Below are 24,597 nucleotides of genomic sequence, written 5' to 3' on the forward strand. Positions count from 1 at the left end.
ACAACCGATTACATTGCTTACTTCTCACTCCAGGCTTTGCAGCTTTCGGTGCAACATCGAGATGTTACGGCCCTGGGCAACAAAACTCGGCAGAGTGGCCGGAAGTTGGCGGCGAACTTTATCAGCATCGCCTTTGTTTGGGAAGCTCCCAAACACACAAGCTCCGGTGCCGGTCAATCTCGCTTGGGTAAATTTACCTAGCTGGATCAGTGCGTTACGAACATCCGGGTAACGCTTCTCGACGACCGGCTGGCAGTCGTTATGACCGTCCACCCCGAGAAGGCTGCGAACTTTAATGGGCGGAGTATCCCGTGTCAACTCGGGATCGGAGAAAACTTCTGCTGTGGAGACAAAGACTTGCGGTACGACGACGAGGAACCAGGGTTCGTCGAGTTCAACCGGCGTGAGCTGCTCGCCGACGCCTTCGGCAAACGCCGCGCGGCCGCGCACGAAGACTGGGACGTCTGCGCCCAGGCTCAGGCCCAGTGCGGCGAGGCGGTCTTCGCTCCAGTTCAGTTGCCACAGGCGATTGAGCGCGAGCAGGGTGGTGGCGGCGTCGGAACTGCCGCCGCCGATGCCGCCGCCCATGGGCAGGCGCTTGTCCAGCCAGATGTCGGCGCCCTGCGGGCAGCCCGATTGTTCCTGCAGCCGGCGGGCGGCCTTGACGATCAGGTTGCTGTCGTGGGGAACGCCCTCGATCTCGGTGTTCAGGCGGATTTCGCCGTCTTCGCGAGCAGCGAATTGCAGTTCGTCGCCGTGATCGAGGAACTGAAACAGGGTCTCTAGCTCGTGGTAGCCGTCGGCGCGGCGGCCGGTGATGTGCAGGAACAGGTTGAGCTTGGCCGGCGCCGGCAGGGTCAGGCGGTCCTGCATGTCACTGCGGGTCCGCTTTGTTCGACTGGACTGCGCCCAATTGACGCGGCTGCCAGGTCTTCACCACCAGGGTGACGTCCAGATCCTGGCCGTGCAGCTTCAGGCGCTCAGGCAGCCAGTAGCCGTTCTGCTCGCTGTAGCGGGTGTACTCCACGTCCCAGCCGTCCTGCTGCAGCTTGGCCAGTCGGCTGTCGCCGTCCAGGGTCAGGCGGCTCTTGCTGTCCGGCGCGGGCAGGCCGCGAATCCACCAGAGCAGGTGGGAAACCGGCAGGCGCCAGCCCATCTGTTGTTCCAGCAGTTCTTCGGGGGAGGTGGCCTCAAAACGGCCCTGGCCGGCGACCTCGAGGGTCACCGCACCCTCGCGCCCGGTCAGGCGTGCGGCGCCGCGGCCCAGCGGGCCCGACAGGCGGATGTCGTAGTAGTCCTGGCGTTGCAGCCAGAACAGGGTGCCGCTGCCGGAGTCCTTGGGTGCGCGGATGCCGACCTTGCCGTCGATCTGCCAGCCATCGAGGGTGGCGATGCGTGCCTTGTGGGCGTTCCAGGCAGTGGCGTTGCCCTGGCCTTCCAGGGCTTCGTGGGTGCCGAAGCTGGAGCAGCCGGCGAGCAGGGCAAGCGCGGCGGCGCCTATCAGGTGACGTAAACGCATGAATCAGAGGGTTCCGGAGCCGGTCAGACGCAACAGGGTGTCGCGCAGGACGGCGCTGTCAGGCTGGCTTTGCAGGGCGGTGGCCCAGACCTTGCGGGCTTCGCTCTGCTTGCCCTGGGCCCAGAGCACTTCGCCCAGGTGTGCGGCCACTTCGTGGTCGGGGAAGCGTTCCAGCGCCTTGCGCAGGTAGGTTTCCGCTTCGCTGAGGTTGCCCAGGCGGTAATTCACCCAGCCCAGGCTGTCGAGGATCGCGGGGTCGTCCGGGTTCAGCGAATGGGCCTTCTGGATCAGGTCGCGGGCTTCGCTGTAGCGGGTGGTGCGGTCGGCCAGGGTGTAGCCCAGCGCATTGAGCGCCATGGCGTTGTCCGGCTCGCGCTGGATGATCAGCCGCAGGTCCTGCTCCATCTGCGCCAGGTCGTTGCGCTTCTCGGCGAGCATGGAGCGGGTGTAGAGCAGGTTTAGGTCATCCGGGAACTGCTTGAGGCCCTGCTGGATGACGTTCCAGGCGCGATCCACCTGGTCGCGATTGGACAGGCCTTCGGCTTCGATCAGGTACAGCTGGATGGCGTAGTCGGGCTGGCGGTCGCGGGTTTCGGCGAGGCGGCGCGAGGCGTCGTCATAGCGCTTCTGGTCCAGCAGGATCTCGGTGGAGCGCAGCTGGGCCGGGAGGAAGTCGTTGCCCGGGCCGACGAGGGCGTATTCCTTGAGTGCGGTTTCCGGGTCCTTCTGCTCCTCGGCCAGGCGGCCCAGGTTGAAGTGGGCGGAGTCGACGTGGCTGTCGCGCTCGACCAGTTCCTGCAGGTAGACCTTGGCCTCGTCCCAGGCCTGGGCTTCGAGGCAGACCAGCGCGAGGGAGAAGCGCAGGTCGTCGTCGTCGGGGAATTGTTCGACCAGCGCGGAGAACTCGGCCTTGGCGTCTTCCAGGCGGTTCTGCTCCACCAGCAGGCGGGCGTAGGCGAGGTGGACGCGCTTGTCGTCCGGGTGCTCCTTGATGCCGGCCTTGAGCAGCGGCAGCGCTTCGTCGCTGCGCTTCATGCTCTGCAGCAGGCGGGCTCGCAGCAGCAGCGGGGCGACGTCGTGCTTGCTGGCGGAGTTGTCTTCGAGCAGGTGCAGGGCTTCCTGCGGGCGGCCGTCCTGCTGCAGCAGCAGAGCCTTGCCGAACAGCAGCTGGCCGTTGTCAGGGTACTTCTTCAGCAGGCGGTCAAAGCTCTGCAGCAGGCCGGCGCGGGTATCCGGGTCGGTCTCGGCGGCGGACAGCGCGAGGAAGTCGAAGTGGGTGTCGCCCTGGCCGTTGAGGACTTTTTCCATGTAGACCATGGATTCGTCGTACTGGCCGGTGCGCGCCAGCTGGATGGCAGCGGCGCGCTGGGCGTCGAGGTTGTCCGGCGCGGCCTTGGCCCAGATCAGCGAGGTGTCCAGGGCTTCCTGGTCGGCGCCCAGGTACTCGGCGATGCGGAAGGCGCGTTCGGCGACGCCCGGATCACGGGTTTCCCTGGCCTGCTCGACGTAGTTGGCGAGGGCGATGTCGAAGCGGTTGCGCTGGCCGGCGAGCTCGGCGGTGAGGAGCGAGAACATCGTGTCTTCGCTGAAGGAGCCGTACTTCTGATTCTTCTGAGCAGCCGCGGCCTTGTCCTTCTCCACGGAAGCACTGTCGGAATTTTTCTGTGTAAGAGACTGGCAGCCGCCGAGCAGCAGCAGAGCAGTCAGCAGCGCAAGAGACTTGTTCATAGAGGAAGGACGAGGGCCTGACCTGCGAAATGGGACCATCATGACATAAGGAAAGTGCCAATCCCATGGGCAAGCGCCGCTGACGGGCCTGTATACGATTTGCAGTGTGCGATACGTCGCGGGTGGTTGTCCTTCACAAGGCTAAGTAGGACAATTGCGGGCTTTCCGATCAGCTCAGCGACTCTGCATGGCCTTCATTGCCCTCGGCATCAACCACAAGACCGCGTCCGTGGCCGTCCGCGAGCGCGTGGCTTTTACTCCCGAGCAGATGGTCGAGGCCCTGCAGCTGCTGTGCAGGCTGACTTCCAGCCGCGAAGCCGCGATCCTCTCCACCTGCAACCGCAGCGAACTCTACCTGGAGATCGAGCATCCGGACGCCGGCGACGTGCTGGCCTGGCTGGCCGATTACCACAACCTGGGGATCGACGACCTGCGCGCCTGCGCCTACGTTCATCAGGACGAGGAAGCCGTGCGCCACATGATGCGCGTCGCCGCGGGCCTGGATTCCATGGTGCTGGGCGAGCCGCAGATCCTCGGGCAGATGAAGTCCGCCTACGCCGTAGCCCGCGAGGCCGGCACCGTGGGGCCGATGCTGGGGCGCCTGTTCCAGGCCACCTTCAGCACCGCCAAGACCGTGCGCACCGACACCGCCATCGGCGAGAACCCGGTGTCCGTGGCTTTCGCAGCGGTCAGCCTGGCCCGGCAGATATTCAGCGACCTGAGCCGCAGCCAGGCGCTGCTGATCGGCGCTGGCGAGACCATCACCCTGGTCGCCCGCCATCTGCACGAGCAGGGCGTGAAGCGCATCGTGGTCGCCAACCGCACCCTGGAGCGCGCCAGCCTGCTGGCCGAGCAGTTCGGCGCCCGCGCCATTCTGCTGGCGGACATGCCGGACGAGCTGGTCAACAGCGACATCGTCATCAGTTCCACCGCCAGCCAGTTGCCGATCCTGGGCAAGGGCGCGGTGGAGCGTGCGCTGAAACAGCGTCGGCACAAGCCGATGTTCATGGTCGATATCGCCGTGCCGCGCGACATCGAGCCGGAAGTCGGCGAGCTGGAAGACGTCTACCTCTATAGCGTCGATGACCTCCACGAAGTGGTGGCCGAAAACCTCAAGAGCCGCCAGGGCGCCGCCCAGGCCGCCGAGGAACTGGTCGGCGACGGTGTGCACGAGTTCATGCTGCGCCTGCGCGAGCTGGCCGCGGTCGATGTGCTGCGCGCCTATCGCCAGCAGGCCGAGCGCCTGCGCGACGAGGAAACCCAGAAGGCCCAGCGCCTGCTGGCCAACGGCGCCGACCCGATGGAGGTCATCGCCCAGCTCAGCCGTGGCCTGACCAACAAATTGCTGCACGCCCCCAGCGTGCAGATGAAGAAACTCTCCGCCGAGGGCCGCATCGATGCGCTGGCCGTCGCGCAGGAACTGTTCGCCCTCGAGGAGGGCACTGACAAGCGATGAAAGCTTCCCTCCTGAAAAAGCTGGATATCCTCAGCGACCGCTATGAAGAGCTGACCGCTCTCTTGGGCGACGCCGAGGTGATCAGCGACCAGACCAAGTTCCGCGCTTACTCCCGTGAATACGCGGAAGTGGAGCCGGTCATCCTCGCCTTCCGCGAGTTCCGCAAGGTGCAGTCCGACCTCGAAGGCGCTCAGGCGCTGCTCAAGGACAGCGACCCGGACCTGCGCGAGATGGCCGAGGAGGAAGTCGCCGAGGCGAAGACCGCATTGGTCGGCCTGGAGGATCGCCTGCAGCGCATGCTGCTGCCCAAGGACCCCAACGACGGCCGCAACGTCTTCCTGGAAATCCGTGCCGGCACCGGTGGCGACGAAGCGGCGATCTTCTCCGGCGACCTGTTCCGCATGTACTCGCGCTACGCCGAGAAGCAGGGCTGGCGTGTGGAGATCATGTCCGAGAACGAGGGCGAGCACGGCGGCTATAAAGAAGTCATCGCCCGTGTGGAAGGCGAGAGCGTCTACGCCAAGCTCAAGTTCGAATCCGGCGCCCACCGCGTGCAGCGCGTGCCGGCCACCGAATCCCAGGGGCGCATCCATACCTCGGCGTGCACCGTGGCGGTGCTGCCCGAGCCGGACGAACAGGCGGCCATCGAGATCAACCCGGCCGACCTGCGCGTGGACACCTACCGTTCCTCCGGCGCTGGCGGCCAGCACGTGAACAAGACCGACTCGGCGGTGCGCATCACGCACATCCCGTCGGGTATCGTGGTCGAGTGCCAGGAAGAGCGCTCCCAGCACAAGAACCGCGCCAAGGCCATGGCCTGGCTGGCGGCCAAGCTCAACGACCAGCAGCAGTCCGCGGCCCAGCAGGCGATCGCCAGCACGCGCAAGCTGCTGGTCGGTTCGGGTGATCGCTCCGAGCGCATCCGCACCTACAATTTCCCCCAGGGCCGGGTGACCGACCACCGCATCAACCTCACCCTGTACTCCCTGGGTGAAGTCATGGAAGGCGCGGTGGAGCAGGTCATCGAGCCGCTGCTGCAAGAGTTCCAGGCCGACCAGCTGGCCGCGCTCGGTGATTGAGAGAGCGGGCGACTGAGAGAGCGATAGACCATGGCAACCATCATGACCCTGCTCAACGAGGCGCAACTGCCGGACTCGCCCAGCGCGCGCCTGGATGCCGAGCTGCTGCTCGCCGCCGCGTTGGGCAAGCCGCGCAGCTTCCTGCGGACCTGGCCCGAGCGCGTGGTCAGCCGCGAGGCCCACGACCTCTACGACCGCTACCTGGCGCGCCGGGTGGCCGGCGAGCCGGTGGCCTACATCCTCGGCCGCCAGGGCTTCTGGAGCCTGGATCTGGAAGTCGCGCCGCACACCCTGATCCCGCGCCCGGACACCGAGCTGCTGGTGGAGACCGCGCTGGCGCTGCTGCCAGCCTCGCCATCGCGCGTGCTCGACCTGGGCACCGGCACCGGCGCCATCGCCCTTGCGCTGGCGTGCGAACGCCTGAGCTGGCAGGTGCTGGGCGTCGACCGCATTCCCGAGGCCGTCGCCCTGGCCGAGCGCAACCGCGAACGCCTGCGCCTGGCCAACGTCGCCTTCCGCGCCAGCCACTGGTTCTCGGCGGTAGAAGGCGAGCGCTTTGCGCTGATCGTCAGCAACCCGCCCTACATTCCCAGCACCGACCCGCACCTCAAGCAGGGCGATGTGCGCTTCGAGCCGTCGAGCGCGCTGGTCGCCGGGCAGGACGGGCTGGACGACATCCGCCTGATCATCGAGCAGGCGCCAAACCACCTGGAAAACGGCGGGTGGCTGATGCTCGAACATGGCTTCGACCAGCCTGACGCCGTGCGCGACCTGCTGCTCAGCCGTGGCTTCAGCGCGGTGGAAAGCCGTCGCGACCTCGGCGGCCACGAGCGCATCAGCCTGGGGCGATGGACATGCTGACCGACAACGAACTGCTGCGTTACAGCCGGCAGATCCTCCTGTCGCAGATCGACGTGGACGGCCAGCTGCGCCTGAAGGACAGCCGCGTGCTGATCGTCGGCCTCGGCGGCCTCGGTGCCCCGGTGGCGCTGTACCTGGCCGCGGCCGGCGTCGGCGAACTGCACCTGGCGGACTTCGACACCGTCGACCTGACCAACCTGCAGCGGCAGATCATCCACGGCACCGACAGCGTCGGCGTGGGCAAGGTGGACTCCGCCATCGCCCGCCTGACCGCGCTGAACCCGGACGTGAAGCTGGTTGCCCATCGCCAGGCGCTGGACGCCGACTCCCTCGACGCCGCCGTGGCGGGTGTGGACCTGGTGCTCGACTGCTGCGACAACTTCGGCACCCGCGAAGCGGTGAACGCCGCCTGCGTCGCCGCGAAGAAACCGCTGGTGAGCGGCGCGGCCATTCGGCTGGAAGGACAGCTTTCGGTGTTCGATCCGCGCCGCGAGGACAGCCCGTGCTACCACTGCCTCTACGGCCATGGCAGTGAAGCCGAACTGACCTGTAGCGAGGCCGGCGTGGTCGGCCCGCTGGTGGGGCTGGTGGGCAGCCTGCAGGCGCTTGAAGCATTGAAGCTGCTGGCCGGCTTCGGCGAGCCGCTGGTAGGTCGCCTGCTGCTGATCGATGCCCTCGGCACGCGCTTCCGCGAACTGCGGGTCAAGCGCGATCCGCAGTGCGCCGTGTGCGGAGCCGCGCATGGCTGATGCCGCGCCGATCGGCGTGTTCGATTCCGGTGTAGGCGGACTCAGCGTCCTCCACGAAATCCGGGCGCGGCTTCCCCACGAATCCCTGATCTACCTCGCCGATTGCGGCCACGTGCCCTACGGCGAGAAGACTCCCGAGTACATCCGCGCGCGTTGCCGCGCCATCGCCGATTTCCTCCTGAATCGTGGCGCCAAGGCGCTGGTGCTGGCCTGCAACACGGCCACCGCCGCCGCCGCTGCTGACCTGCGCGAGCTGTACCCGCAACTGCCCATCGTCGCCATGGAACCGGCCGTAAAGCCGGCGGCCGAAGCGACCCGCAGTGGCGTAGTCGGCGTGCTCGCCACCACCGGCACCCTGAAGAGCGCACGCTTCGCCGCACTGCTGGATCGCTTCGCCAGCGACGTGCGGGTCGTTACCCAGCCCTGCCCAGGCCTGGTGGAACGCATCGAGCTGGGCGACCTCAGCGGCTCTCAGACCCGTGAACTGCTGCAAGGTTACGTCTCGCCATTGTTGGCCGAGGGCTGCGACACGCTGATCCTCGGCTGCACGCATTACCCTTTCCTGCGTCCGCTGCTGCGTGAGCTGGTGCCGGCGGACGTTTCGCTGATCGACACCGGGGCCGCTGTGGCCCGGCAGCTCGAGCGTCTGTTGCAGGTACGGGGGATGCTGGCGCTGGGGGATGCAAAAAAAACTGAGCTATGGACCAGCGGTGCAGTCGAAGAACTTGAACGCGTACTGCCGGTGCTCTGGGGCACCGAAGAGCCGGTCAATTTCTTCCCTGGCTGATGAAAAAATAGCGGGCTGGATCTTTGGGTCTGTCAGCAAGTGGTGACAAATGGCCTTATAATCGCCAGCTATTCGCGGGGATTTTTCATTCAGCTTTCTAATAAAGGATGTTTCGATGAAGAAACTACTCTCGCTTGCCGCCGTGGCAGCTTTGACTCTGGGGCCTCTGCTCTCCGCACAGGCCGCTGGCCTGACTGGCGCCGTTGGTTTCACCGGGCAGAACACCATGACCTATCGCCTGGGTCTGGGGTTCGACTGGGACAAGAGCTGGTGGGAAAGCTCCACCGGGCGGCTGACCGGCTACTGGGACGCCGGCTACACCTACTGGGAAGGTGGTGACGAGGCCAGTGGCCGTCATTCGCTGTCCTTCAGCCCCGTGTTCGTCTACGAGTTCTCTGGCGAGAAGGTCAAGCCCTTCGTCGAAGCCGGTATCGGCGTGGCCGTGTTCAGTGGTTCCCGCGTCGGCGACCAGAACCTGGGTGGCGCTTTCAACTTCGAGGATCGCCTGGGCGTCGGCCTGCGCTTCGGTGAGGGCCAGGCACTGGGTGTGCGCGCCATGCACTACTCCAACGCCGGCATCAGCCAGCCGAACGATGGCATCGAATCCTACAGCCTTTATTACACGCATCCGCTGTAACAGAGCGCTGACAAAGAAAGCCGGACCCTGGGTCCGGCTTTTTTGTGCGCGACATGATTAGCTGAGGGCGGCTCCTGCGCTCCCAAAAGGCACTGGCGTTAATCGGTAACTCCGTAGGGCGCATAACGCACCAGCGTTATCCGCCGTGACCTAACCGGCGGATAACCCGTTCCGGGCGATTCGCCCTACGGGCGGAGTCTCCCCGCGATCGTGCGCATGGCGCGCTCAGCTTCAGCGGCCGGCGGAGAGGCTCTTGAACGCTTCCAGCGCGCGTTCCCGAGTGGCCGACAGGTCGCACATCGGCTGTGGATAACGTTCCGCGCCGAACAGCCCCAGTTTCGACGGATCGTGCATCGCCCGGCCTTGCAGCCCGGCCAGTTCCGGCACCCAGCGGCGGATGAAGCGGCCGTCGGGGTCGAAGCGTTCGGACTGCGAGATCGGGTTGAAGATGCGGAAGTAGGGCGCCGCGTCGGTGCCGGTGGAAGCGCTCCACTGCCAGCCGCCGTTATTCGCCGCCAGGTCGCCGTCGATCAGGTGGCGCATGAACCAGCGTTCGCCCTCGCGCCAGTCGATCAGCAGGTTCTTGGTGAGGAACATCGCCACCACCATGCGCAGGCGGTTGTGCATCCAGCCGGTGGCGAGCAACTGGCGCATGGCGGCGTCGATGATGGGGAAGCCGGTGCGGCCCTGCTGCCAGTCCTCCAGGTCTTTCTGGTCGTAGCGCCACTTCAGCTTCTCGGTGTCCTCGCGGAAGGCCCGGTGCCGGCTCACGCGCGGGAAGCCAACCAGGATGTGTTTGTAGAACTCGCGCCAGAGCAGCTCGTTGATCCAGCTGACCGCGCCGCTGTTGCCGGTCTCGAACTCGCCGTGGTTGTTCGCCAGCGCCGCGTGCAGGCATTGGCGGGGAGACAGCACGCCGGCGGCCAGGTACGGCGATAGGCGGCTGGTGCCGTCGCGGGCGGGGAGGTCGCGGGTGTCCTGGTAGGTCTTGAGGATTTCGTCGGTGAACCGCTCAACGCGCTCATGGGCGGCTTCCTCGCCGGCGGGCCATTCTTCGCTCAGTTCGGCGGGCGGCGGCTCGAAGCCCGCAACTTGCGAGGGCACCTCGTCGCTGGCGATATCCAGTTCCTGCTGCGCGCGGGGCGCCGGTACGAGGCTGGGCACGCCGAGGTTCAGGCGTTCATAGCAGACCTTGCGGAACTGGCTGTAGACCTGGAAGTAGGTGCCGCCCTTGGTGAGGATGGTGCCGGGGGTGAAGAACAGCTGGTCGAGGTGGCTGCGAAGGCGAACGCCGTCGTGCCCCAGCGCCTTCTCCACGGCGGCGTCGCGAGCGGCCTCGTTGACGCCGTACTCCTCGTTGACGTGCAGCGTTTCGATGTCCAGCTCGCGGCATAGCTGAGCGATGACTGTTGGTGCCTCGTCCCAGTGATCCGCCGTGCGGATCAGCAGAGGGATGCACAGCTTGTCGAGGTCGGCGCGCAGTTCGCGCAGGTTGCGCAGCCAGAAGTCGACCTTGCATGGGGCGTCATCGTGACGTCGCCACTGGCCGGGGCTGAGCAGGTAGAGAGCGATCACCGGGCCGCGCTCGGCGGCGGCATGCAGGGCGCTGTTGTCGTGCAGGCGCAGGTCGGTGCGCAGCCAGACGAGTTGGCGTTTCATGCGGCCTCCCCGTTGAGCAGGTGCAGTTCGCGCAGCAGGTCGAAGGCGGCGACCGGATCGCTGGCCAGGTGCAGCGGTGGTTCGGCGATGGCCAGTTCCTGCAGCGCGTCGGGGTGGATGGCGGTGGCAGGGCCGGCCAGCAGGCGCGGGCAGTCGACGCCGGCCAGCAGCCGGGGCAACTGCAACAGGTTCAGCGTGCGGCTGGAGTAGAGCAACACGGCACGCGGCTGCAGGCGCTCCACCGCCAGCGCCAGTTCACCGGGCGGCAAGGGCCAGTCGAAGATTTCCAGCGGGCAACCGGCACTGCTGGCCAGCCAGGCGGTGAGCCATAGGCCCGGTTCCAGCGGCAGTCCGGACTGGTTCACCAGCAGCAGCGGGGCGCCGCGCTGCTGGCGGTTGTGGTGGTAGAGGCGGGTGCCGAACTTGGTGCGCAGCCAGGTGTGGAAGAACACCCGTTCCAGCTGCGCGCCGAACTGGCCCTGCCAGCGCCGCTCGAGCTCTTCCAGCAGCGGCAGCATCAGTTGCTCGCAGAGGGTTTGCGCGGGATAGATTGCCAGTGCGCCGTTGAACAGCTCGTCCAGCTGGCGCTCATTGATCCGGCTGATGGCGGCGATGCACTGCTGGCGCAGGTCGTCCCAGGGCGAGGCGGTGGTTTCCGGCGGTGGCGGCGCGTCTTCGTCGATCAGCGAGCGGATCTTGCTCACCGCCACGCCTCTGCCTAGCCAGGTGAGAATGGCCTGGATGCGCGCGATCTGCGCTTCGGAGTAGAGGCGGTGGCCCTTGGGCGTGCGTTGCGGCACGACCAGGCCGTAGCGGCGCTCCCAGGCGCGCAGGGTGACCGGGTTTACGCCGGTGCGCCGGGAGACTTCGCGGATCGGCAGCCAGCCTTCGGCCAGGGCCTGACGGTAGTCGTCGTCCGATTCGCGGTGAGGGTGGTCGGGATTCATGGGCATCCTTTCAGTACGTCTGACGGCTACGTCAGATGGCATTGCGCAGGCTCAGGTCTTCGGGGTGCGGTTGCAGGTAGGCCTGGGCATCGATGTAGGGGTGTGGGTGCAGGCGGAAGTGGTGTTTGAGCAGTGTCAGCGGCACCACCAGCGGGATCACACCTTCGCGGTACTGGTCGATCAGGTGCTGCATCTCGGCCTTCTCGGTGGAGGGCAGGTCGTGCTTGAGATAACCGGCCAGGTGCTGCAGCACGTTGCTGTGGGTGCCGCGGGTGGCGCAAGTGCCCAGCGCCTGCATGAAGTCTCGGAAATAGTCCGGGGCGAAGTCTTCCAGCGGTTGCTCGCCGATCTTCGCCAGGCGCTGGCCGAGGGCGCTGTACTGGCGCGGGTTGTGCGCCATCAGCTGGTACTTGTAGCGGGAGTGGAAGCCGATCACCGCGTGGCGTGTCAGGCCGTCCGCGCAGAGCTTCTGCCACGCGGCGTAGGCGAACACGCGGGTGAGGAAGTTCTCGCGGATCACCGGGTCGTTGAGCCGGCCTTCTTCTTCCACGGGCAACTCCGGACGCGCGGCGCAGAAGGTTTCCGCGTAGAGCCCGCGCACGCCCGGCGGACGCAGCTGGCCGTCGAAGCGATAGAGCTTCACTCGCTGCAGGCCGCAAGAGGGCGACTGCTGCATGAAGATGTAGCCGCAGATGTCCTGCAGCAGCCCGGCCTGCTTGCGGCCGAAATCGCGCAGGGCTTCGCTGACATCTCGGCCGCCTTCGCGCTGGATCAGGGCCCGCGGGTCATCTCGGTCGCCAACCAGACGCAGGGTCGGCCGCGGCACGCCGAGGCCGATGGCGACTTCCGGGCACACCGGGACGAAGTCGAAGTAGCGGCTGAGTACGTCCAGGCACAGGCGTGAGGCCTTGTGTCCGCCGTTGTAGCGCACCGGCTCGCCCAGCAGGCAGGCGCTGATGGCGAGCTGGGGGCGTGAGGGGCTGTTGGGCTTGGCGATGGACATGGCGGCAACCGATTTCTTGTACAGATGAGTTTCTTTGTACAACTATCGGCAAGGATAGGCGCAGGCTTGTACAAGTGCAAAGACTTGTACAAGGAGGGGGCGAGCGCGTGATTCGACGGCCATCTCCGCAGGGAGTTGGCCGTGATCGGTCAGAGGTGTTCGAGCAGGCGGCGGGCCGCTTCCAGGCCGCTCAGCCAGGCGCCCTCGACGCGGCCGGAGAGACACCAGTCGCCGCAGGCATAGATGCCCAGGTCAGCGTCGGCGAGCGCGCCGAACTGGTGCGCCTCCATGGGCCGGGCGTAGAGCCAGCGGTGGGCAAGGGCGAAGTCGGGGGCGTGGACGGCGCAGCCGATCAGCTCGGCGAAGGCGCCGCGCAGGTGCTCGATCACGCTTTCCTTGGGCAGGTCGATGTGCTGTTTGCTCCAGCCGCTGGCAGCGTGCAGTACCCAGGTGTCGAGTTGCTCGTCACGGCCGGGCTTGGAGTGGTTGCTGGCCAACCAGGACAGCGGGCCTTCGTGCACGAAACAGCCCTGCACGGGCGTATCCAGCGGTTCGCGGAAGGCCAGGGCAACGGCCCAGGTCGGCTCCATGGGAATGCTCGCGGCGGCGGCGGCCAGCTTTGGTGCACTGGCCAGCAGTGCGGCGGCCTGTGGCGCCGGTGTGGCGACCAGCACGCGGCTGAAGGGGCCGTGGGTCTGGCCCTCGGAGTCCTGCAGGTGCCAGTGCTCCTCGCCGCGGTAGACCTCGGTGATGCGGCAGGTGAAGGTAACGACCTGGTCCTGCAGCAGCGCCCGGGTGATCGCACTCATGCGCGGGGTGCCGACCCAGCGCGGCTGCTCGTCGGGGGAGGGGCTCAGTTCACCGTCGCGGTACTGGTACAGGGCCGGGTCCCATTCGGCGACCCAGCCGTGCTCGCGCCACTTCTGCACGGCGTCGAGAAAGCGCCGGTCGCGGGCAGTGAAGTACTGCGCACCGAGGTCCAGGGCGCCGGCTTCGCTGCGCTTGCTGGCCATCCGGCCGCCGCTGCCGTGGCCCTTGTCGAATAGCTGGACGACCTGTCCGGCATCGCGCAGGGCGTGGGCGGCCGAGAGTCCGGCGATACCGGTGCCAATGATGGCAATGGGGGCGCTCATGACATGCCTCGTAGTCTGTGTCTTTCAGCGTAACGAGCGGGAGGCTCTTGTACAAACGAAACTATCTGTACAATTGCATTTCAGCTGTCCGCGCTCGTCAACGATAGGGGGTCCGATCATCGGAACCTTCGGCGCCGCATCGGTTCATTCAGGAATGAGCCCGGCTTTGGTTCCGGCACTTACAGCGTAGACCTCGCCGTAGAGGGAGTGTCAATGCAATCGCCTCCCTCTCGTCCAGACTGATGGAAGGTGGAACAGCCCAACAAGGAGTTCGCCATGCATATTCTCTTGACCGGCGGCACCGGTCTGATCGGCCGCCGCCTCTGCCGCCAGTGGAGCGCCGATGGGCACCAGCTCACCGTGCTGAGCCGCCAGCCGCAGCGCGTCGCCTCGCTGTGCGGGGAGACGGTGCGCGGAATTGCCGACTTCGAGGTCTATGGAGACGGGCCGCTGGATGCGGTGGTCAACCTGGCCGGCGAGCCCATCGCCGACAAGCCCTGGAGCGCCCGGCGCAAGGCTCTGCTGTGGGACAGTCGCGTGCGCCTGACCGAGCGCCTGGTGAGCTGGCTTGAGGGGCGCAGCCAGCGCCCGGCGGTACTGATCAACGGCTCGGCGGTCGGTTGGTATGGCGATGCCGGCGAGCGTCCGCTGGAGGAGAACAGCGCGGCGGCCGGCGAGGATTTTGCCAGCGAGCTGTGCCTGGCCTGGGAGCAGATCGCCCGCGAGGCCGAGGCACTGGGCATCCGCGTAGTCCTGGTACGCACCGGTCTGGTGCTGGCGCCCGAAGGCGGTTTCCTCAAGCGTCTGCTGCCGCCGTTCCGCCTGGGCGCCGGCGGGCGGCTGGGGGATGGACGGCAGTGGATGTCCTGGGTGCATATCGAAGATCAGATCGCCCTGATCGATTTTCTTTTGCGCAAGGCGGACGCGGCCGGTCCTTATAATGCGTGCGCGCCGCAGCCGGTGCGCAACCGCGACTTCACCCAGGAACTGGGCCAGGCGCTGCACCGGCCGACGCTGATGCCGGTGCCGGGCTTTGCCCTGCGTCTGCTGCTGGGCGAAATGTCGACCCTGTTGCTGGGCGGCCAGCGCATCGTGCCGCGCCGCCTGCTGGACGCGGGCTTCGAGTTCCGCTTCCCGGAATTCAAGGCAGCGCTGGCCGATGTGCTGCAGGAAAAGCGCTGAGCCCTGCGACATCGGCAACAGCCCTGGAACATCTGGATAGAGCGGGCTGCGTGTAAACTGCGCAGCCCGCACGACGACCTCCTACCGTACCGGTTTAAGGACACTGCATGACCCAAAACGCCCTCCTGCTGGTCAACCTGGGATCCCCGGCCTCCACCCAGGTCGAGGACGTGCGCCGCTACCTCGATCAGTTCCTCATGGACCCTTACGTGATCGACCTGCCCTGGCCGATCCGCCGGCTGCTGGTATCGCTGGTGCTGCGCAAGCGCCCGGAGGAATCCGCCCACGCCTACGCGTCGATCTGGTGGGACGAGGGCTCGCCGCTGGTCGTGCTGAGCCGCCGCCTGCAGGAGGCCGTCCGGCCGTTCTGGCCGCACGGCCCGGTGGAACTGGGCATGCGCTATGGCGAACCGTCGATCGAGAAGGCGCTGCTGCGCCTGAACCAGCAGGGCATCACCCAGGTCACCTTCGCGCCGCTCTACCCGCAGTTCGCCGACAGCACCACCACCACCGCTATCGAGGAAGCTCGCCGGGTGATGCGCGAGCACAACCTCAAGCTGGAGCTGAAGGTGCTGCCGCCGTTCTACGCCGAGCCCGAGTACCGCCAGGCGCTGGTGGACAGCGTGAAGCCGTACCTGGAACAACCCTACGACCACCTGCTGCTGAGCTTCCACGGCCTGCCCGAGTCGCACATCCGCAAGTTGGTGAAGGACAAGAGCCACGACCTCACCGCCAGCTCCAGCCGGGGTGTGCACGAGGACGTCATGGCCGTCTGTTACCGCAGCCAGTGCCTGCGCACGGCGGAGGATTTCGCCGCTGGCGCCGGTCTGCAGGATGGGCGCTGGTCGGTGTCCTTCCAGTCGCGCCTGGGCCGCAATAAGTGGATCGAGCCCTACACCGAGGCGCAACTGGACAAACTCGGCAAGCAGGGCGTGAAGCGCCTGCTGGTGATGTGCCCGGCCTTCGTCGCCGACTGCATCGAGACGCTGGAAGAGATCGGCCAGCGTGGCCAGGAGCAATTCCGCGCGGCGGGCGGCGAGGAGCTGGTGCTGGTGCCTTGCCTGAACGACCAGGAACTGTGGGCGCGGGCGCTGGCGAAGCTTTGTGAACGGACGCCTGTTGCGGTCTGAGCCAGTCATGTCGGGTGAATAACGCCTCGAGCGTTATCCGCCACGGCGGATAAAGCGTTCCGTTTTATGCGCCTTACAGGGAAGCTCTGCTCTCCTACAGGGCGAGACGACGAAACCCTCCATCCAATCCCTGACCACCCATTCATCAGCCAACGGCCGACGCGCGCATTCAGAGATTTGATAGTGCGCGCGCGACGCGTTCGCAATGCCTACTCTGCGGGTTCTCCCCTTCGCCTTCGCCGCGATTGGCGGCGTTTCAGGAGCCCGGCATGAACAACAACAATAACGGCTACCCCTCCAGTGCCGTGGCCTGGTCCACGGTTGCGATCCTCATGGTCGCCTACGTGCTTTCCTTCATCGACCGACAGATTCTCAACCTGCTGGTCGGCCCCATCCGGCGCGATCTGGAGATCAGCGACACGCAGATGAGCCTGCTGATGGGCTTGTCTTTTGCGCTGTTCTACACGCTGTGTGGCATCCCCCTCGGGCGCATGGCCGACAGCCGCAGTCGCCGCGGACTGATCACCGTCGGCGTGCTGATCTGGAGCGCCATGACCGCAGCCTGCGGCCTGGCCCGTCAGTACTGGCACTTCCTGCTGTTCCGCGTCGGCGTCGGTGTGGGCGAGGCGGCCTTGTCGCCGGCCGCCTACTCGCTGATCGCCGACAGCTTCCCGGCCCAGCGCCGCGCCACCGCCATCAGCGTCTATTCCATGGGGATCTACCTCGGCTCGGGGCTGGCCTTCCTGCTCGGCGGGCTGGTGATCAAGTTCGCTTCCGCCCAGGGCGACGTGCACCTGCCGATCCTCGGTGAAGTGCGCCCCTGGCAGCTGATCTTCCTGATCCTCGGCGCTGCCGGCGTGCTCTTCACCCTGCTGATGCTCGCGGTGAAGGAACCGACCCGCCGTGGCGTCGGTGCCGGCGTGGTGGTGCCGATGAGCGAAGTGGGCGCCTACCTGCGCGCCAACCGCAAGACCGTGCTCTGCCACAACTTCGGCTTCGCCTGCATCTCCTTCGCCAGCTACGGCAGCGGCGCCTGGGTGCCGACCTTCTTCGTCCGCACCTACGGCTGGGACGCCGGCCACGTGGGCGTGGTGTACGGCAGTATCGTCGCGGTGTTCGGCTGCCTGGGCATCGTCTGCGGCGGCCGCCTGGCCGACTACTGGTCCAAGCGCGGGCGCACCGATGCCAACATGCGCGTGGGCCTGCTGGCCGCCTGCCTGGCGATCCCGCTGAGCCTGGTCTATCCGCTGCTGGACAGCGGCAACGCGGCGGCAGCGATGATGGCGCCCATCGTGTTCTTCCTCAGCATGCCCTTCGGCGTCGCCCCGGCGGCGATCCAGGAAATCATGCCCAACTCCATGCGCGGCCAGGCCTCGGCCATCTACCTGTTCGTGGTCACGCTGCTGGGCCTGGGCATCGGCCCGACCGCCATCGCCCTGGTGACCGACTATGTGTTCGGCGACGACATGGCGCTGCGCTACTCGCTGCTGATCGTCAGCGTCGTGGCACTGGTCGCGGGGGCATTGCTGCTGGCCAATGGTCTGAAACCGTACCGCGCGAGCCTCGAGCACCTGAAGAGCTGGAGCTTGAAAGGCGAGAGCGACAGCGGCGCGATGCAACGCCAGCCGGCCTGATCGTTCTTCCGCGAGATTGAGCCCCCGCGCAGTGATGCGCGGGGGCTTTTCTTTGCCCGTGGCACAATGCAGCGGAACACCGGATCAAGGAGAAATTTCCAGCATGGAAGGAAATGGCATAGGTGCAGGGCTGGCAGGCCTCGTGGCGCTGGCGTTGAGTGTTTCAGCAGTGGCGGGCGAACCCTGGGTGGCATTCACGCAGAACGACCTCATCGGCTTCAAGGATGCCCAGGGCAGCGTGAAGGTTGCGCCGACGCTCAGCCCGATGTTCACCCTGGCCCGACGCTTCGAGCACATCATCGCCACCGGCGAGGAAACCGCCGACGGTTACCGCAGCTACTACCTGCTGCGCGATGGCCGCCACGTGGCGCCGGATTCGCTGTACTTCTTCGACAATGCACCGATCTGCGAGAGCGAAAACAGCATCCGCTTCCGTGACCGCCAGCGTGACAAGGTCGGCTTCCTCGACGGCAATGGCCAGGTGCTGATCCCGGCCGAGCTGAGTGACGCGACGGCCATGCGCAACGGCATGGTGGTGGCGCTGAAGGGCGCCACGCGCAGCTGTGCCGATCCGGACGTGAGCCTGGAGCAGTGCGAGCACAAGGGCTGGAGCGGTGGCATTGAACTGCTGCTGGATCGCCACGGCAGGACGCTGGTGCAAGGCTTCGACGCTTCCCGCGCCGAGGCGCTGGACTGGTATTCGAAGCAGGTGAGCGGGCAAGCTTCCAGCGACCCGCGCCGCGTGTCCTTCAAGGGAGTCGACGGCCGCTACATCAGCTTCGTCGATATCGAGAAGGACTTCGCCGTCTGGTTCCGCGATGAGTTCCTCGCGCACCTCGATGACGCCTCGCTGAAGGCCCACAGCTACTCCCGAATCCGGACTGGGCAGGGCAGTGGGCCGCTGGATGACTGGCAGGCTGCCACGCCGGACGAGGTGCTGAAAAAGTACGGCGCAGAGTTGCGCCAGCGACTGGAGGCCTTGCGAAGCTCCGCCGGCTACGGCGTGCGCCTGGGCGACATGGGCTGGCCCTTCGACCCCGAGCGCGACCCGCAGTATTTCGACAGCTGCGGCGAGTTCGCCCAGTGGCAGACGCCCAGGGTGTCGGCCATGGAGCATTGGCAGCAGGGCTCGTTCGAGCCGGGCAAGCACGCCAGCTTCGAATTCATCCGTACCGCCGAGGGGTATCGGCTGGTGGCGTTTTCTATCCCCGGGCAGTGACGGCTACCTGTAAGAGCGGGCCATGCCCGCGACTGGATACGACGCCTGGACATCCGGCGAGCCCTGTGCCGATCTGGCCCCGGTTCTGCCGGTGGATCGCGAGGCCTGTCGCGCCTCAACGCCAGCAATCACTTACGCTGCCGGTGCCGCTGCTGCCCTTCTGGCCCTGGGCGGTCAGGGTCAGGTGGGTGCACTTGCTATCGGTGAAGGTCGGGTTGGCCGTCAGCGTGTAGCCGCCGTCGCTGCTGCCTCCGCCCACCGTCAGGGTATACAGGCCGGTGGGGGAGGTGACGGTGCTGCCACTGGTGCCAGCCAGCTTCAGGTTGGCCACCGAAGACTGGTCGGTGACGTAGCCGGATACCGAATTGAGCGCGTACCAGCGTTCTTCCTGCGACGCGGCCTGGTTGAGCAGGGCCTGGCCTTCCGCGCGTTTGCCGCGCAGCACATATTCCTGGTAGTTGGGGTAGGCGACGGCGGCGAGGATCGCCAGGATCGCCACCACCACCATGAGCTCCATCAGGGTGAAGCCGTCTTGCCGGTAGTGCCTGTTCATTCCTGTTCCTTGATGTTCAGCCAGTTCTGCCGCCCGGAGCTGGCGCCGCTGGTTGCCACGCTGACGCAGCCGTCGCTTCCGCAGGCGTTGACGTTGCTGCTGCTGGCGCTGGTGCTGCCGACCGTGAAGCCGCCCTTGAGGCCGGACATCTGCAAGGCGGAGACGACGCTGCCGTTGTACAGATCGTTGTCGTCCACCACGCCGTCGTTGTTCAGGTCCAGGGTGGCGAAATCGGTGGCGCCGCCGGTATACGGGTCGAGCGACATCAGCCAGGTAGTGACGCCGTCGGCGCAGGGGTCTTCGTTGGGCGTCAGGGTGCTGGCGAGCAGCACGCCGGAGGTGGCGTAGGGGTTGTTGACCACCATTTCGCCGGTGGCGGGGAGGTCCAGGTACCAGCCGTACTGCGAGACGTTGCCGCTGCTGTCGTACCAGGTGACGGCGTTGTCGCTGACGGTGCGGATGGTCTGGGTCACCGCCGTGCCGTTGTTGTCGAAGGACGTGGTCACTTCGCTCTGGGTGATGGTCTGCTGCTGCAGCTTGCCGCGGCTGAGCGTGGGTGTACTGGTGGCGGCCTCGCCGGCGGTCTGCCGGTCCCAGATGCCGTAGAGGTCCATGATCTGGGTGGTGTTGGGGTCGGCGTCGTCGGACTCGATGTACTTGCCGGTGCCGAAGATCACCAGGTAGCCGGTGCCGGAGCTGTGCTTGACCAGGTAGGGTGCGCTGGTGATCGGTTGCACCTGCCCGGCAGTGGTGGTCGCGCTGTACAGCGGCGAGCCGCCGAAGCCGACGCGGAAGCTGCTGGCGGTGGTGCTGGCGGTGAGGCTGCCGGAGCTGGTCAGGTCGAAGCGCCAGAGGTTGCCGTGCAGGTCACCGGCATAGACGTAGTCGGTGATCAGGTCACCGTTGATATCGGCGGCGCGCGGGGTGGCCAGGCCATTGGCGGTGGTCTTGCCGTCGTTGGCGGTAAGGGCCTTGATCAGGCTGCCGTCCTTGACGTCCATCAGGTAGAGCACGGCCTTGTCGTTGGCGCCGTTGTAGCCGTTGCCCAGGATCACCGCCCAGGTGCCGTTGTGCAGCAGGCTGATGGTCGGCCGCGAGTAGGTGAAGCCCAGCTCGCTGTAGTCGCTGTCGCTGTAGCTCTTCTCCCAGAGCAGCTTGATGTTGGCCGGGTCGGTGATGTCCAGGGCGAACAGCGCGCGGCCGCCGCCGCGCAGGGTGCCGACCAGCACGGTGTGCCAGGCGTTGTCGTAATAGACATCGGCGGTGACCGGCGAGCCGTCCACGTAATACTGGTGGGTGGCGCTGGTGTAGTCGCTGTCGGTGAGCTTGTAGAGGTTGCTGATCACCGCGCTGGGGACGTAGGCGAAGACTTCCTTACCGTCGGCATCGAAAGCATGCAGCATGCCGTCGTTGGCGCCGACATAGAGGCGCGTGGGGCGCGCGCTCCAGGTGCTCTTGAAGGTGGTGTACGAGGTGTCGGTGCTGCTGACGGTGGCGTTCATCAGCGAGGCTAGGCGGTTGGGTGGGCCCACCAGCACCGGCGAAGAATCGATGATGTCGCCCAGCACGGTGCTGCGAGTACGCAGCAGCGTACCTTCATTGCTGCGGTCGCCACGCAGGTAGGCCACGCGCTTCTCGCCATTGCTGTCGGTGACGCTGGCGAGGGTCTTGTTGAGGGTGGTCTGCTGGGCGCTGCTGAGGTTGCTCCAGGTGAAGTCCTTGAGCGTCCCGGCTGTGCTGCCGGCCATCTTCACCGTACGCGTGGACCAGGCGCTGTTGCCGCTACCGTAGGTGCTGTCCATAACGTCCTGGGCGCTCCAGACAGAAGTCTGGCTGCCGTTGGCTGTGTTCTGCAGGTACTTGATCAGGTCGCCGCTCCAGTCTGTGCTGGCGAACTTCGGGGTATAGCTGTACAGCTCACTGTCGGCGGTGCTGCTGTCTGCATTGAGCAGCGGCGAGCTGACCAGCGCCGGCGCGGCGCCAGAGTCCTCGCGCTGGGAGATGCGGTTGACCACGTTCTGCAGGGCGGAGACCAGGTCATCGGGCGAGTCGACGCTGAAGAACTCGCCACGGGAGTCGATCGCCGCGTGCCAAAGGTCGTAGACGTTGTTGGCACTGCCCGAGGACGCCGCCGGCCAGCTCAGCGTGCCGGCGGCCAGCTTGCTGTAGTCGCCGGAATAGGTGTCGCCGCCCCAGGCGGGGTTGGTCAGGCTGGTGGTCAGGCCCAGACCGACGAAGTAGCTGACCATGTGCTGCCAGGTCGCCGGATCGTTTTTCGGGTTCCAGTATTGGGTGGTGGCGTTGCTGTTGCTCTCGGCGATGTAGGTGCTGACGTTGTTGGCGATGTTGGGCTGGGCGTCGGTGGCCCAGTACTTGAATGCCAGGTCGGCGAGGGTGTTGGAAGCGCTGTCCTTGTACGGTGCGCGTGCACTGTAGGTCTGGCCGTCGGGCAGGGTACGGCCGGTGCTGTCCCAGTCGCCGTGGCTGCCGGCGGTGTTCCAGATGCCGTCGGTGAGGGTGATGCTGTAGCTCGCCCGGCAGCTGTACAGCGGCGTTTCGCTGCTGCCGATGGAGTAGGCATAGGGGCTGTACTTGCCGGTGACACTGAGCAGCGAACCGACGCGGTCGACGGCATCCAGCAGCGGGGTGCCCTGGTTGAAGTAGATGTCGCCGAGCCACTCGAAGAACTTGGCCCGGTGCGCACCGGAGAAGGTGCCGAGGCGGTTGTCGTAATAGCTGGTGCTGGTGTTGCTCAGCCCGCGGCAGTTGTAGCTCGACAGGTACGAGCTGCTGGTGATGCAGGTGTCGCTGGTGCCCAGGGCCTGCCAGCTGAGGCGGGTGTTCTCCGGCAGCGAGACGAAAGCGAGGTTGGCGCCGGACTGGGTCGCCAGCTCACGGTTGCGGTAGAAGCTGTACCAGTTGGCGAAGTTCTGCCGCTCGTCACTGCTGTTGGTGCCGGAGGTGGAGGACACGGTCACCAGCTTGTAGCAGTTGTCGTCGTTGACGTTGCTGCTGCAGCCGCTGAGTGCGGTGTTGTAGACGTAGTAGTACGCCGGCACTGCCGCCTTGGTGCGATCGGGGTAGGTGGTGGTCGTCGTCAGCGTGGTGGTGGCGGTCGAGGTCACCGTGTAGGTGGTGGTCTTACCGCTGGTGGCGTAAGAGCAGCTGGCGGTCGAGTAGCTGACGGCGGTGGTAGTGCTGGAGGTGCTGCCGTCACTGTTGGTGGTGGTCGACCCGGTGCTGGACTTTGGGTTGGTGATGGTCGCCGTGCAGCTGCTGCTCTTGGCGGTGACCGTGTAGGTGCCGCCGCCGGTGAGCGACGCCGACTTGCCAGTGGAAGTGGTCGAGCTGCTGACGCTGGAGGAACTGGTGGTGCTGGACGAGGTACTGCTCGAACTGAAGTCCGAGGACGGGTTCGCCGCCAGGTAGTAGACCTTGTCCGGGCTGTTGTAGGAGGTGTAGCCGGTGTAGGTCCAGTAGGTGCTGTCGGTGGTTGCGCGGGCGGTGTCGTACTCCCAGGAGACCTTGTACGCCGAGCTCAGGTCGAAGCTGCCCTTGGCGCTCTTGAAACCGTTCACATAGGCCGTGGTGAAGCTGGTGGTCAGCGGCGTGTAGGTGGTGCTGGCGTTGCTGTAGCTGACGCTGTAGGGCGCTTGGTAGGTGACGTTGGGGTTGTAGTACAGCGGGTTGAAGGTCGACGACTTGGCGCGCCGGCTGGTGCGCACCTGGTCGGCGGTGTAGCCGTTGTAGGTGCTGCCGGTGGTGGGGTTCATGCCGTCGGGGGCAAAGCTCCAGCGCATGCTGTTGGAGTTGTCGATGGTCACCATGATGTTCGGCGCCACGCCCTCGGTGAGGAACAGCGGCTGCTGACTCAGCGTCAGTGTCGCGGCATCGGTGGGCAGCGCGGTGGCGAGCAACAGGCCGCCGAACAGGAGCGGCAGGAAGGGCTGGGCGGGACGTCGGCTCACGTCGGGCTCCTCAGTAGTAGCGACGGATGGTGACGGTCTGCAGCACGCTCATCAGGCGCTGTCCGTCGGCGCGGGCGGCAGCGCTCACCCGGTAGTAATGCGGCCCGCGCCCCTGGGAGCGCTCGTCGGGGTCGGTGATCTGTACGTTGCCGTTGGAGTCGGCCGGGTCGAAGGCGATGTAGGCGGCATTCCAGCGCGGCACGGGGTCGAAGGTGGAGCTGCCGTCCATGCCCAGGTAGGCGATGGAGGTGGCGTCGCTGCTCCACCAGTCGGCGTTGGCCTTGGCGTTGGAGGCGTACTTGTCGCTGACCAGGATGCACAGGTTGGCGTGCTGCGCGACGCTGGAGGCGCAGTTCGCCGAACCCTGGTCCAGGCTGGTCTGCGCGGCCAGTCGGCGCTCGCCCTCGCGCAGTGCTGACTCGGCGGCAGCCCGCGAATGCTGTTGCTCGCTGAGGTTGCCGATGATGCGGGTCTCGGTGGTGGTGCCGCGCATGCTGCTCAGGGCGATCAGGGTGCCAAGCAGCAGCATCACCAGGGCGATGACCAGGGTGGCGCCGCGTTGTGCGCGCAGGGTGTGTCGTGGGCTCATGGCATCAGGTTCCGCAGCATCACGCTGCCTTGGGCGATCTGGTAGAGGTAGGCGGTGTTCTCGCTGAGGGTCGCGCCGCTGAGGGTTTTCCAGCGGCCGGCGATATCGCTGCTCATGCCGCCACGGGTCGACGCGCCGGTGGCGAGCAGAGCGGCGTAGCTGACCGCCTGGCTGTCATCGCTGCTGGCGGGCAGGGCGAACAGCGCAAAGCCCGCCACGCCCTTGATCAGCGCCTGCTCGGTGGCGCCCTGGGCCGTGCAGGTGAGGGTGCCGTCCGCCGGCGTGCTGCCGGCGACATAGCTGATGCGCGTGAGCACACGTGTACCGCGCGGGACGAAGGCGCCCAGGCAGTCGTACTGGTTGCCATTGGAGCCGGCGACTTCCGTGGTGCTATCGCTGGCGCCCTGGTAGCGCAGGCAGACGCCCTTGCCGTCGCTGCTCGCCTGGTAGGTCTGGCCGGCCTTGAAGGACGGGCAGCCGTTGCTGCTGGCCAGCGCGGGGAAGGCCACTTCCAGGCTGTCCTGGGGCAGGTAGCGGTAGCCGGTGCGGGCCAATTGCTGGTCCAGCAGCAGGAGCGTGTAGCGGGCGTTTTCCTGATTGCCCAACTGCCCCTGCTGGAACTGGAAGTGCGCCTTGTTGTTGATGTACAGCTCGGTGGCGCCAAGGATCAGCAGGCTGCCGATGGCCAGGGCGACCATCAGCTCGACCAGCGACAGGCCGGCCTGGCGTGCTTGTGCGGGGAACGTTCTTGCGGACATGCCGGA

21 protein-coding genes are annotated in these 24,597 nt (G+C 66.3%); 10 read left to right on the forward strand and 11 right to left on the reverse strand.

The window, feature by feature from the left end; translation table 11 throughout:
* Positions 1–24: 24 nt before the first annotated feature.
* Genes ispE through IB256_RS00220 form a run of 3 tightly spaced genes read right to left on the reverse strand, consistent with a single transcriptional unit; the run spans position 25 to position 3,289 of the window.
* The gene (ispE, locus tag IB256_RS00210) at positions 25–873 is read right to left on the reverse strand and encodes a 4-(cytidine 5'-diphospho)-2-C-methyl-D-erythritol kinase (RefSeq protein ID WP_192400968.1); all 849 of its coding nucleotides are present in this window, start codon (positions 871–873) and stop codon (positions 25–27) included.
* A 1-nt stretch (position 874) separates the two neighbouring features.
* Complete coding sequence (gene lolB, locus IB256_RS00215; RefSeq protein ID WP_192400969.1) at positions 875–1,519, reverse strand: lipoprotein insertase outer membrane protein LolB; 645 nt, start codon at positions 1,517–1,519, stop codon at positions 875–877.
* 3 nt (positions 1,520–1,522) lie between these two features.
* Positions 1,523–3,289: a tetratricopeptide repeat protein gene (locus tag IB256_RS00220; protein ID WP_192400970.1), complete on the reverse strand. Its 1,767-nt coding sequence runs from the start codon at positions 3,287–3,289 to the stop codon at positions 1,523–1,525.
* A gap of 145 nt (positions 3,290–3,434) precedes the next feature.
* Between IB256_RS00220 and hemA the strand changes: the two genes are divergently transcribed.
* The 6 genes from hemA to IB256_RS00250 all read left to right on the forward strand — a co-directional run bounded on the left by hemA (position 3,435) and on the right by IB256_RS00250 (position 8,816).
* Positions 3,435–4,703, forward strand: a complete 1,269-nt coding sequence (gene hemA, locus IB256_RS00225; RefSeq protein WP_045211202.1) for a glutamyl-tRNA reductase — start codon at positions 3,435–3,437, stop codon at positions 4,701–4,703.
* Positions 4,700–5,782 carry a peptide chain release factor 1 gene (gene prfA, locus IB256_RS00230; RefSeq protein ID WP_138215893.1) on the forward strand — a complete coding sequence of 361 codons (1,083 nt, stop codon included), beginning with the start codon at positions 4,700–4,702 and terminating at the stop codon, positions 5,780–5,782. The genes hemA and prfA overlap by 4 nt, the downstream gene beginning before the upstream one ends.
* Positions 5,783–5,812: 30 nt before the next feature.
* A complete protein-coding gene (prmC, locus tag IB256_RS00235) occupies positions 5,813–6,643 on the forward strand; it encodes a peptide chain release factor N(5)-glutamine methyltransferase (protein ID WP_192292381.1) in 831 nt (276 codons plus the stop codon).
* Entirely contained in the window at positions 6,637–7,392 is a 756-nt protein-coding gene (locus IB256_RS00240) for a molybdopterin-synthase adenylyltransferase MoeB (protein WP_192292378.1), read from the forward strand. The genes prmC and IB256_RS00240 overlap by 7 nt, the downstream gene beginning before the upstream one ends.
* Positions 7,385–8,179: a glutamate racemase gene (gene murI, locus IB256_RS00245; protein ID WP_192292375.1), complete on the forward strand. Its 795-nt coding sequence runs from the start codon at positions 7,385–7,387 to the stop codon at positions 8,177–8,179. Before IB256_RS00240 ends, murI begins: the two co-directional genes overlap by 8 nt.
* A gap of 115 nt (positions 8,180–8,294) precedes the next feature.
* Positions 8,295–8,816, forward strand: coding sequence for an acyloxyacyl hydrolase (locus IB256_RS00250; RefSeq protein ID WP_192400971.1), 522 nt, complete (start codon positions 8,295–8,297; stop codon positions 8,814–8,816).
* 231 nt (positions 8,817–9,047) lie between these two features.
* On the opposite strand, the gene phrB is transcribed toward IB256_RS00250, so the two are convergent.
* The 4 genes from phrB to IB256_RS00270 form a co-directional block, all read right to left on the reverse strand.
* Positions 9,048–10,475, reverse strand: a complete 1,428-nt coding sequence (phrB, locus tag IB256_RS00255; RefSeq protein WP_192400972.1) for a deoxyribodipyrimidine photo-lyase — start codon at positions 10,473–10,475, stop codon at positions 9,048–9,050.
* A complete protein-coding gene (locus IB256_RS00260) occupies positions 10,472–11,422 on the reverse strand; it encodes a MerR family transcriptional regulator (RefSeq protein ID WP_192400973.1) in 951 nt (316 codons plus the stop codon). Before IB256_RS00260 ends, phrB begins: the two co-directional genes overlap by 4 nt.
* A gap of 31 nt (positions 11,423–11,453) precedes the next feature.
* Positions 11,454–12,425, reverse strand: a complete 972-nt coding sequence (locus IB256_RS00265) for a YbgA family protein (protein WP_192400974.1) — start codon at positions 12,423–12,425, stop codon at positions 11,454–11,456.
* Between the two features lie 149 nt (positions 12,426–12,574).
* Positions 12,575–13,558 (reverse strand): NAD(P)/FAD-dependent oxidoreductase, encoded by a 984-nt coding sequence (locus IB256_RS00270; protein WP_138522352.1) that lies wholly within the window; start codon positions 13,556–13,558, stop codon positions 12,575–12,577.
* A gap of 276 nt (positions 13,559–13,834) precedes the next feature.
* On the opposite strand from IB256_RS00270, the gene IB256_RS00275 reads away from it, so the two are divergent.
* From IB256_RS00275 to IB256_RS00290, 4 genes are all read left to right on the forward strand, one after another.
* Positions 13,835–14,740 (forward strand): TIGR01777 family oxidoreductase, encoded by a 906-nt coding sequence (locus IB256_RS00275; RefSeq protein ID WP_192292359.1) that lies wholly within the window; start codon positions 13,835–13,837, stop codon positions 14,738–14,740.
* Between the two features lie 107 nt (positions 14,741–14,847).
* Positions 14,848–15,870, forward strand: coding sequence for a ferrochelatase (gene hemH, locus IB256_RS00280; RefSeq protein WP_192400975.1), 1,023 nt, complete (start codon positions 14,848–14,850; stop codon positions 15,868–15,870).
* Between the two features lie 269 nt (positions 15,871–16,139).
* Entirely contained in the window at positions 16,140–17,504 is a 1,365-nt protein-coding gene (locus IB256_RS00285; RefSeq protein WP_192292354.1) for a spinster family MFS transporter, read from the forward strand.
* 103 nt (positions 17,505–17,607) lie between these two features.
* Positions 17,608–18,723 (forward strand): hypothetical protein, encoded by a 1,116-nt coding sequence (locus IB256_RS00290; RefSeq protein WP_192292351.1) that lies wholly within the window; start codon positions 17,608–17,610, stop codon positions 18,721–18,723.
* A gap of 115 nt (positions 18,724–18,838) precedes the next feature.
* Here the strand turns inward: IB256_RS00290 and IB256_RS00295 are convergent, their stop codons facing one another.
* Genes IB256_RS00295 through IB256_RS00310 form a run of 4 tightly spaced genes read right to left on the reverse strand, consistent with a single transcriptional unit; the run spans position 18,839 to position 24,591 of the window.
* Complete coding sequence (locus IB256_RS00295; RefSeq protein ID WP_192292348.1) at positions 18,839–19,276, reverse strand: type IV pilin protein; 438 nt, start codon at positions 19,274–19,276, stop codon at positions 18,839–18,841.
* On the reverse strand, positions 19,273–23,244 hold the full coding sequence (locus tag IB256_RS30845; protein ID WP_192400976.1) for a pilus assembly protein: 3,972 nt from the start codon (positions 23,242–23,244) through the stop codon (positions 19,273–19,275). Before IB256_RS30845 ends, IB256_RS00295 begins: the two co-directional genes overlap by 4 nt.
* Positions 23,245–23,254: 10 nt before the next feature.
* Positions 23,255–23,833: a PilX N-terminal domain-containing pilus assembly protein gene (locus tag IB256_RS00305; protein ID WP_192292342.1), complete on the reverse strand. Its 579-nt coding sequence runs from the start codon at positions 23,831–23,833 to the stop codon at positions 23,255–23,257.
* The gene (locus tag IB256_RS00310) at positions 23,830–24,591 is read right to left on the reverse strand and encodes a PilW family protein (protein WP_192400977.1); all 762 of its coding nucleotides are present in this window, start codon (positions 24,589–24,591) and stop codon (positions 23,830–23,832) included. The genes IB256_RS00305 and IB256_RS00310 overlap by 4 nt, the downstream gene beginning before the upstream one ends.
* Positions 24,592–24,597 lie beyond the last annotated feature (6 nt).

This window comes from Pseudomonas sp. PDM17 (genome assembly GCF_014851985.1).
Lineage (GTDB): Bacteria > Pseudomonadota > Gammaproteobacteria > Pseudomonadales > Pseudomonadaceae > Pseudomonas.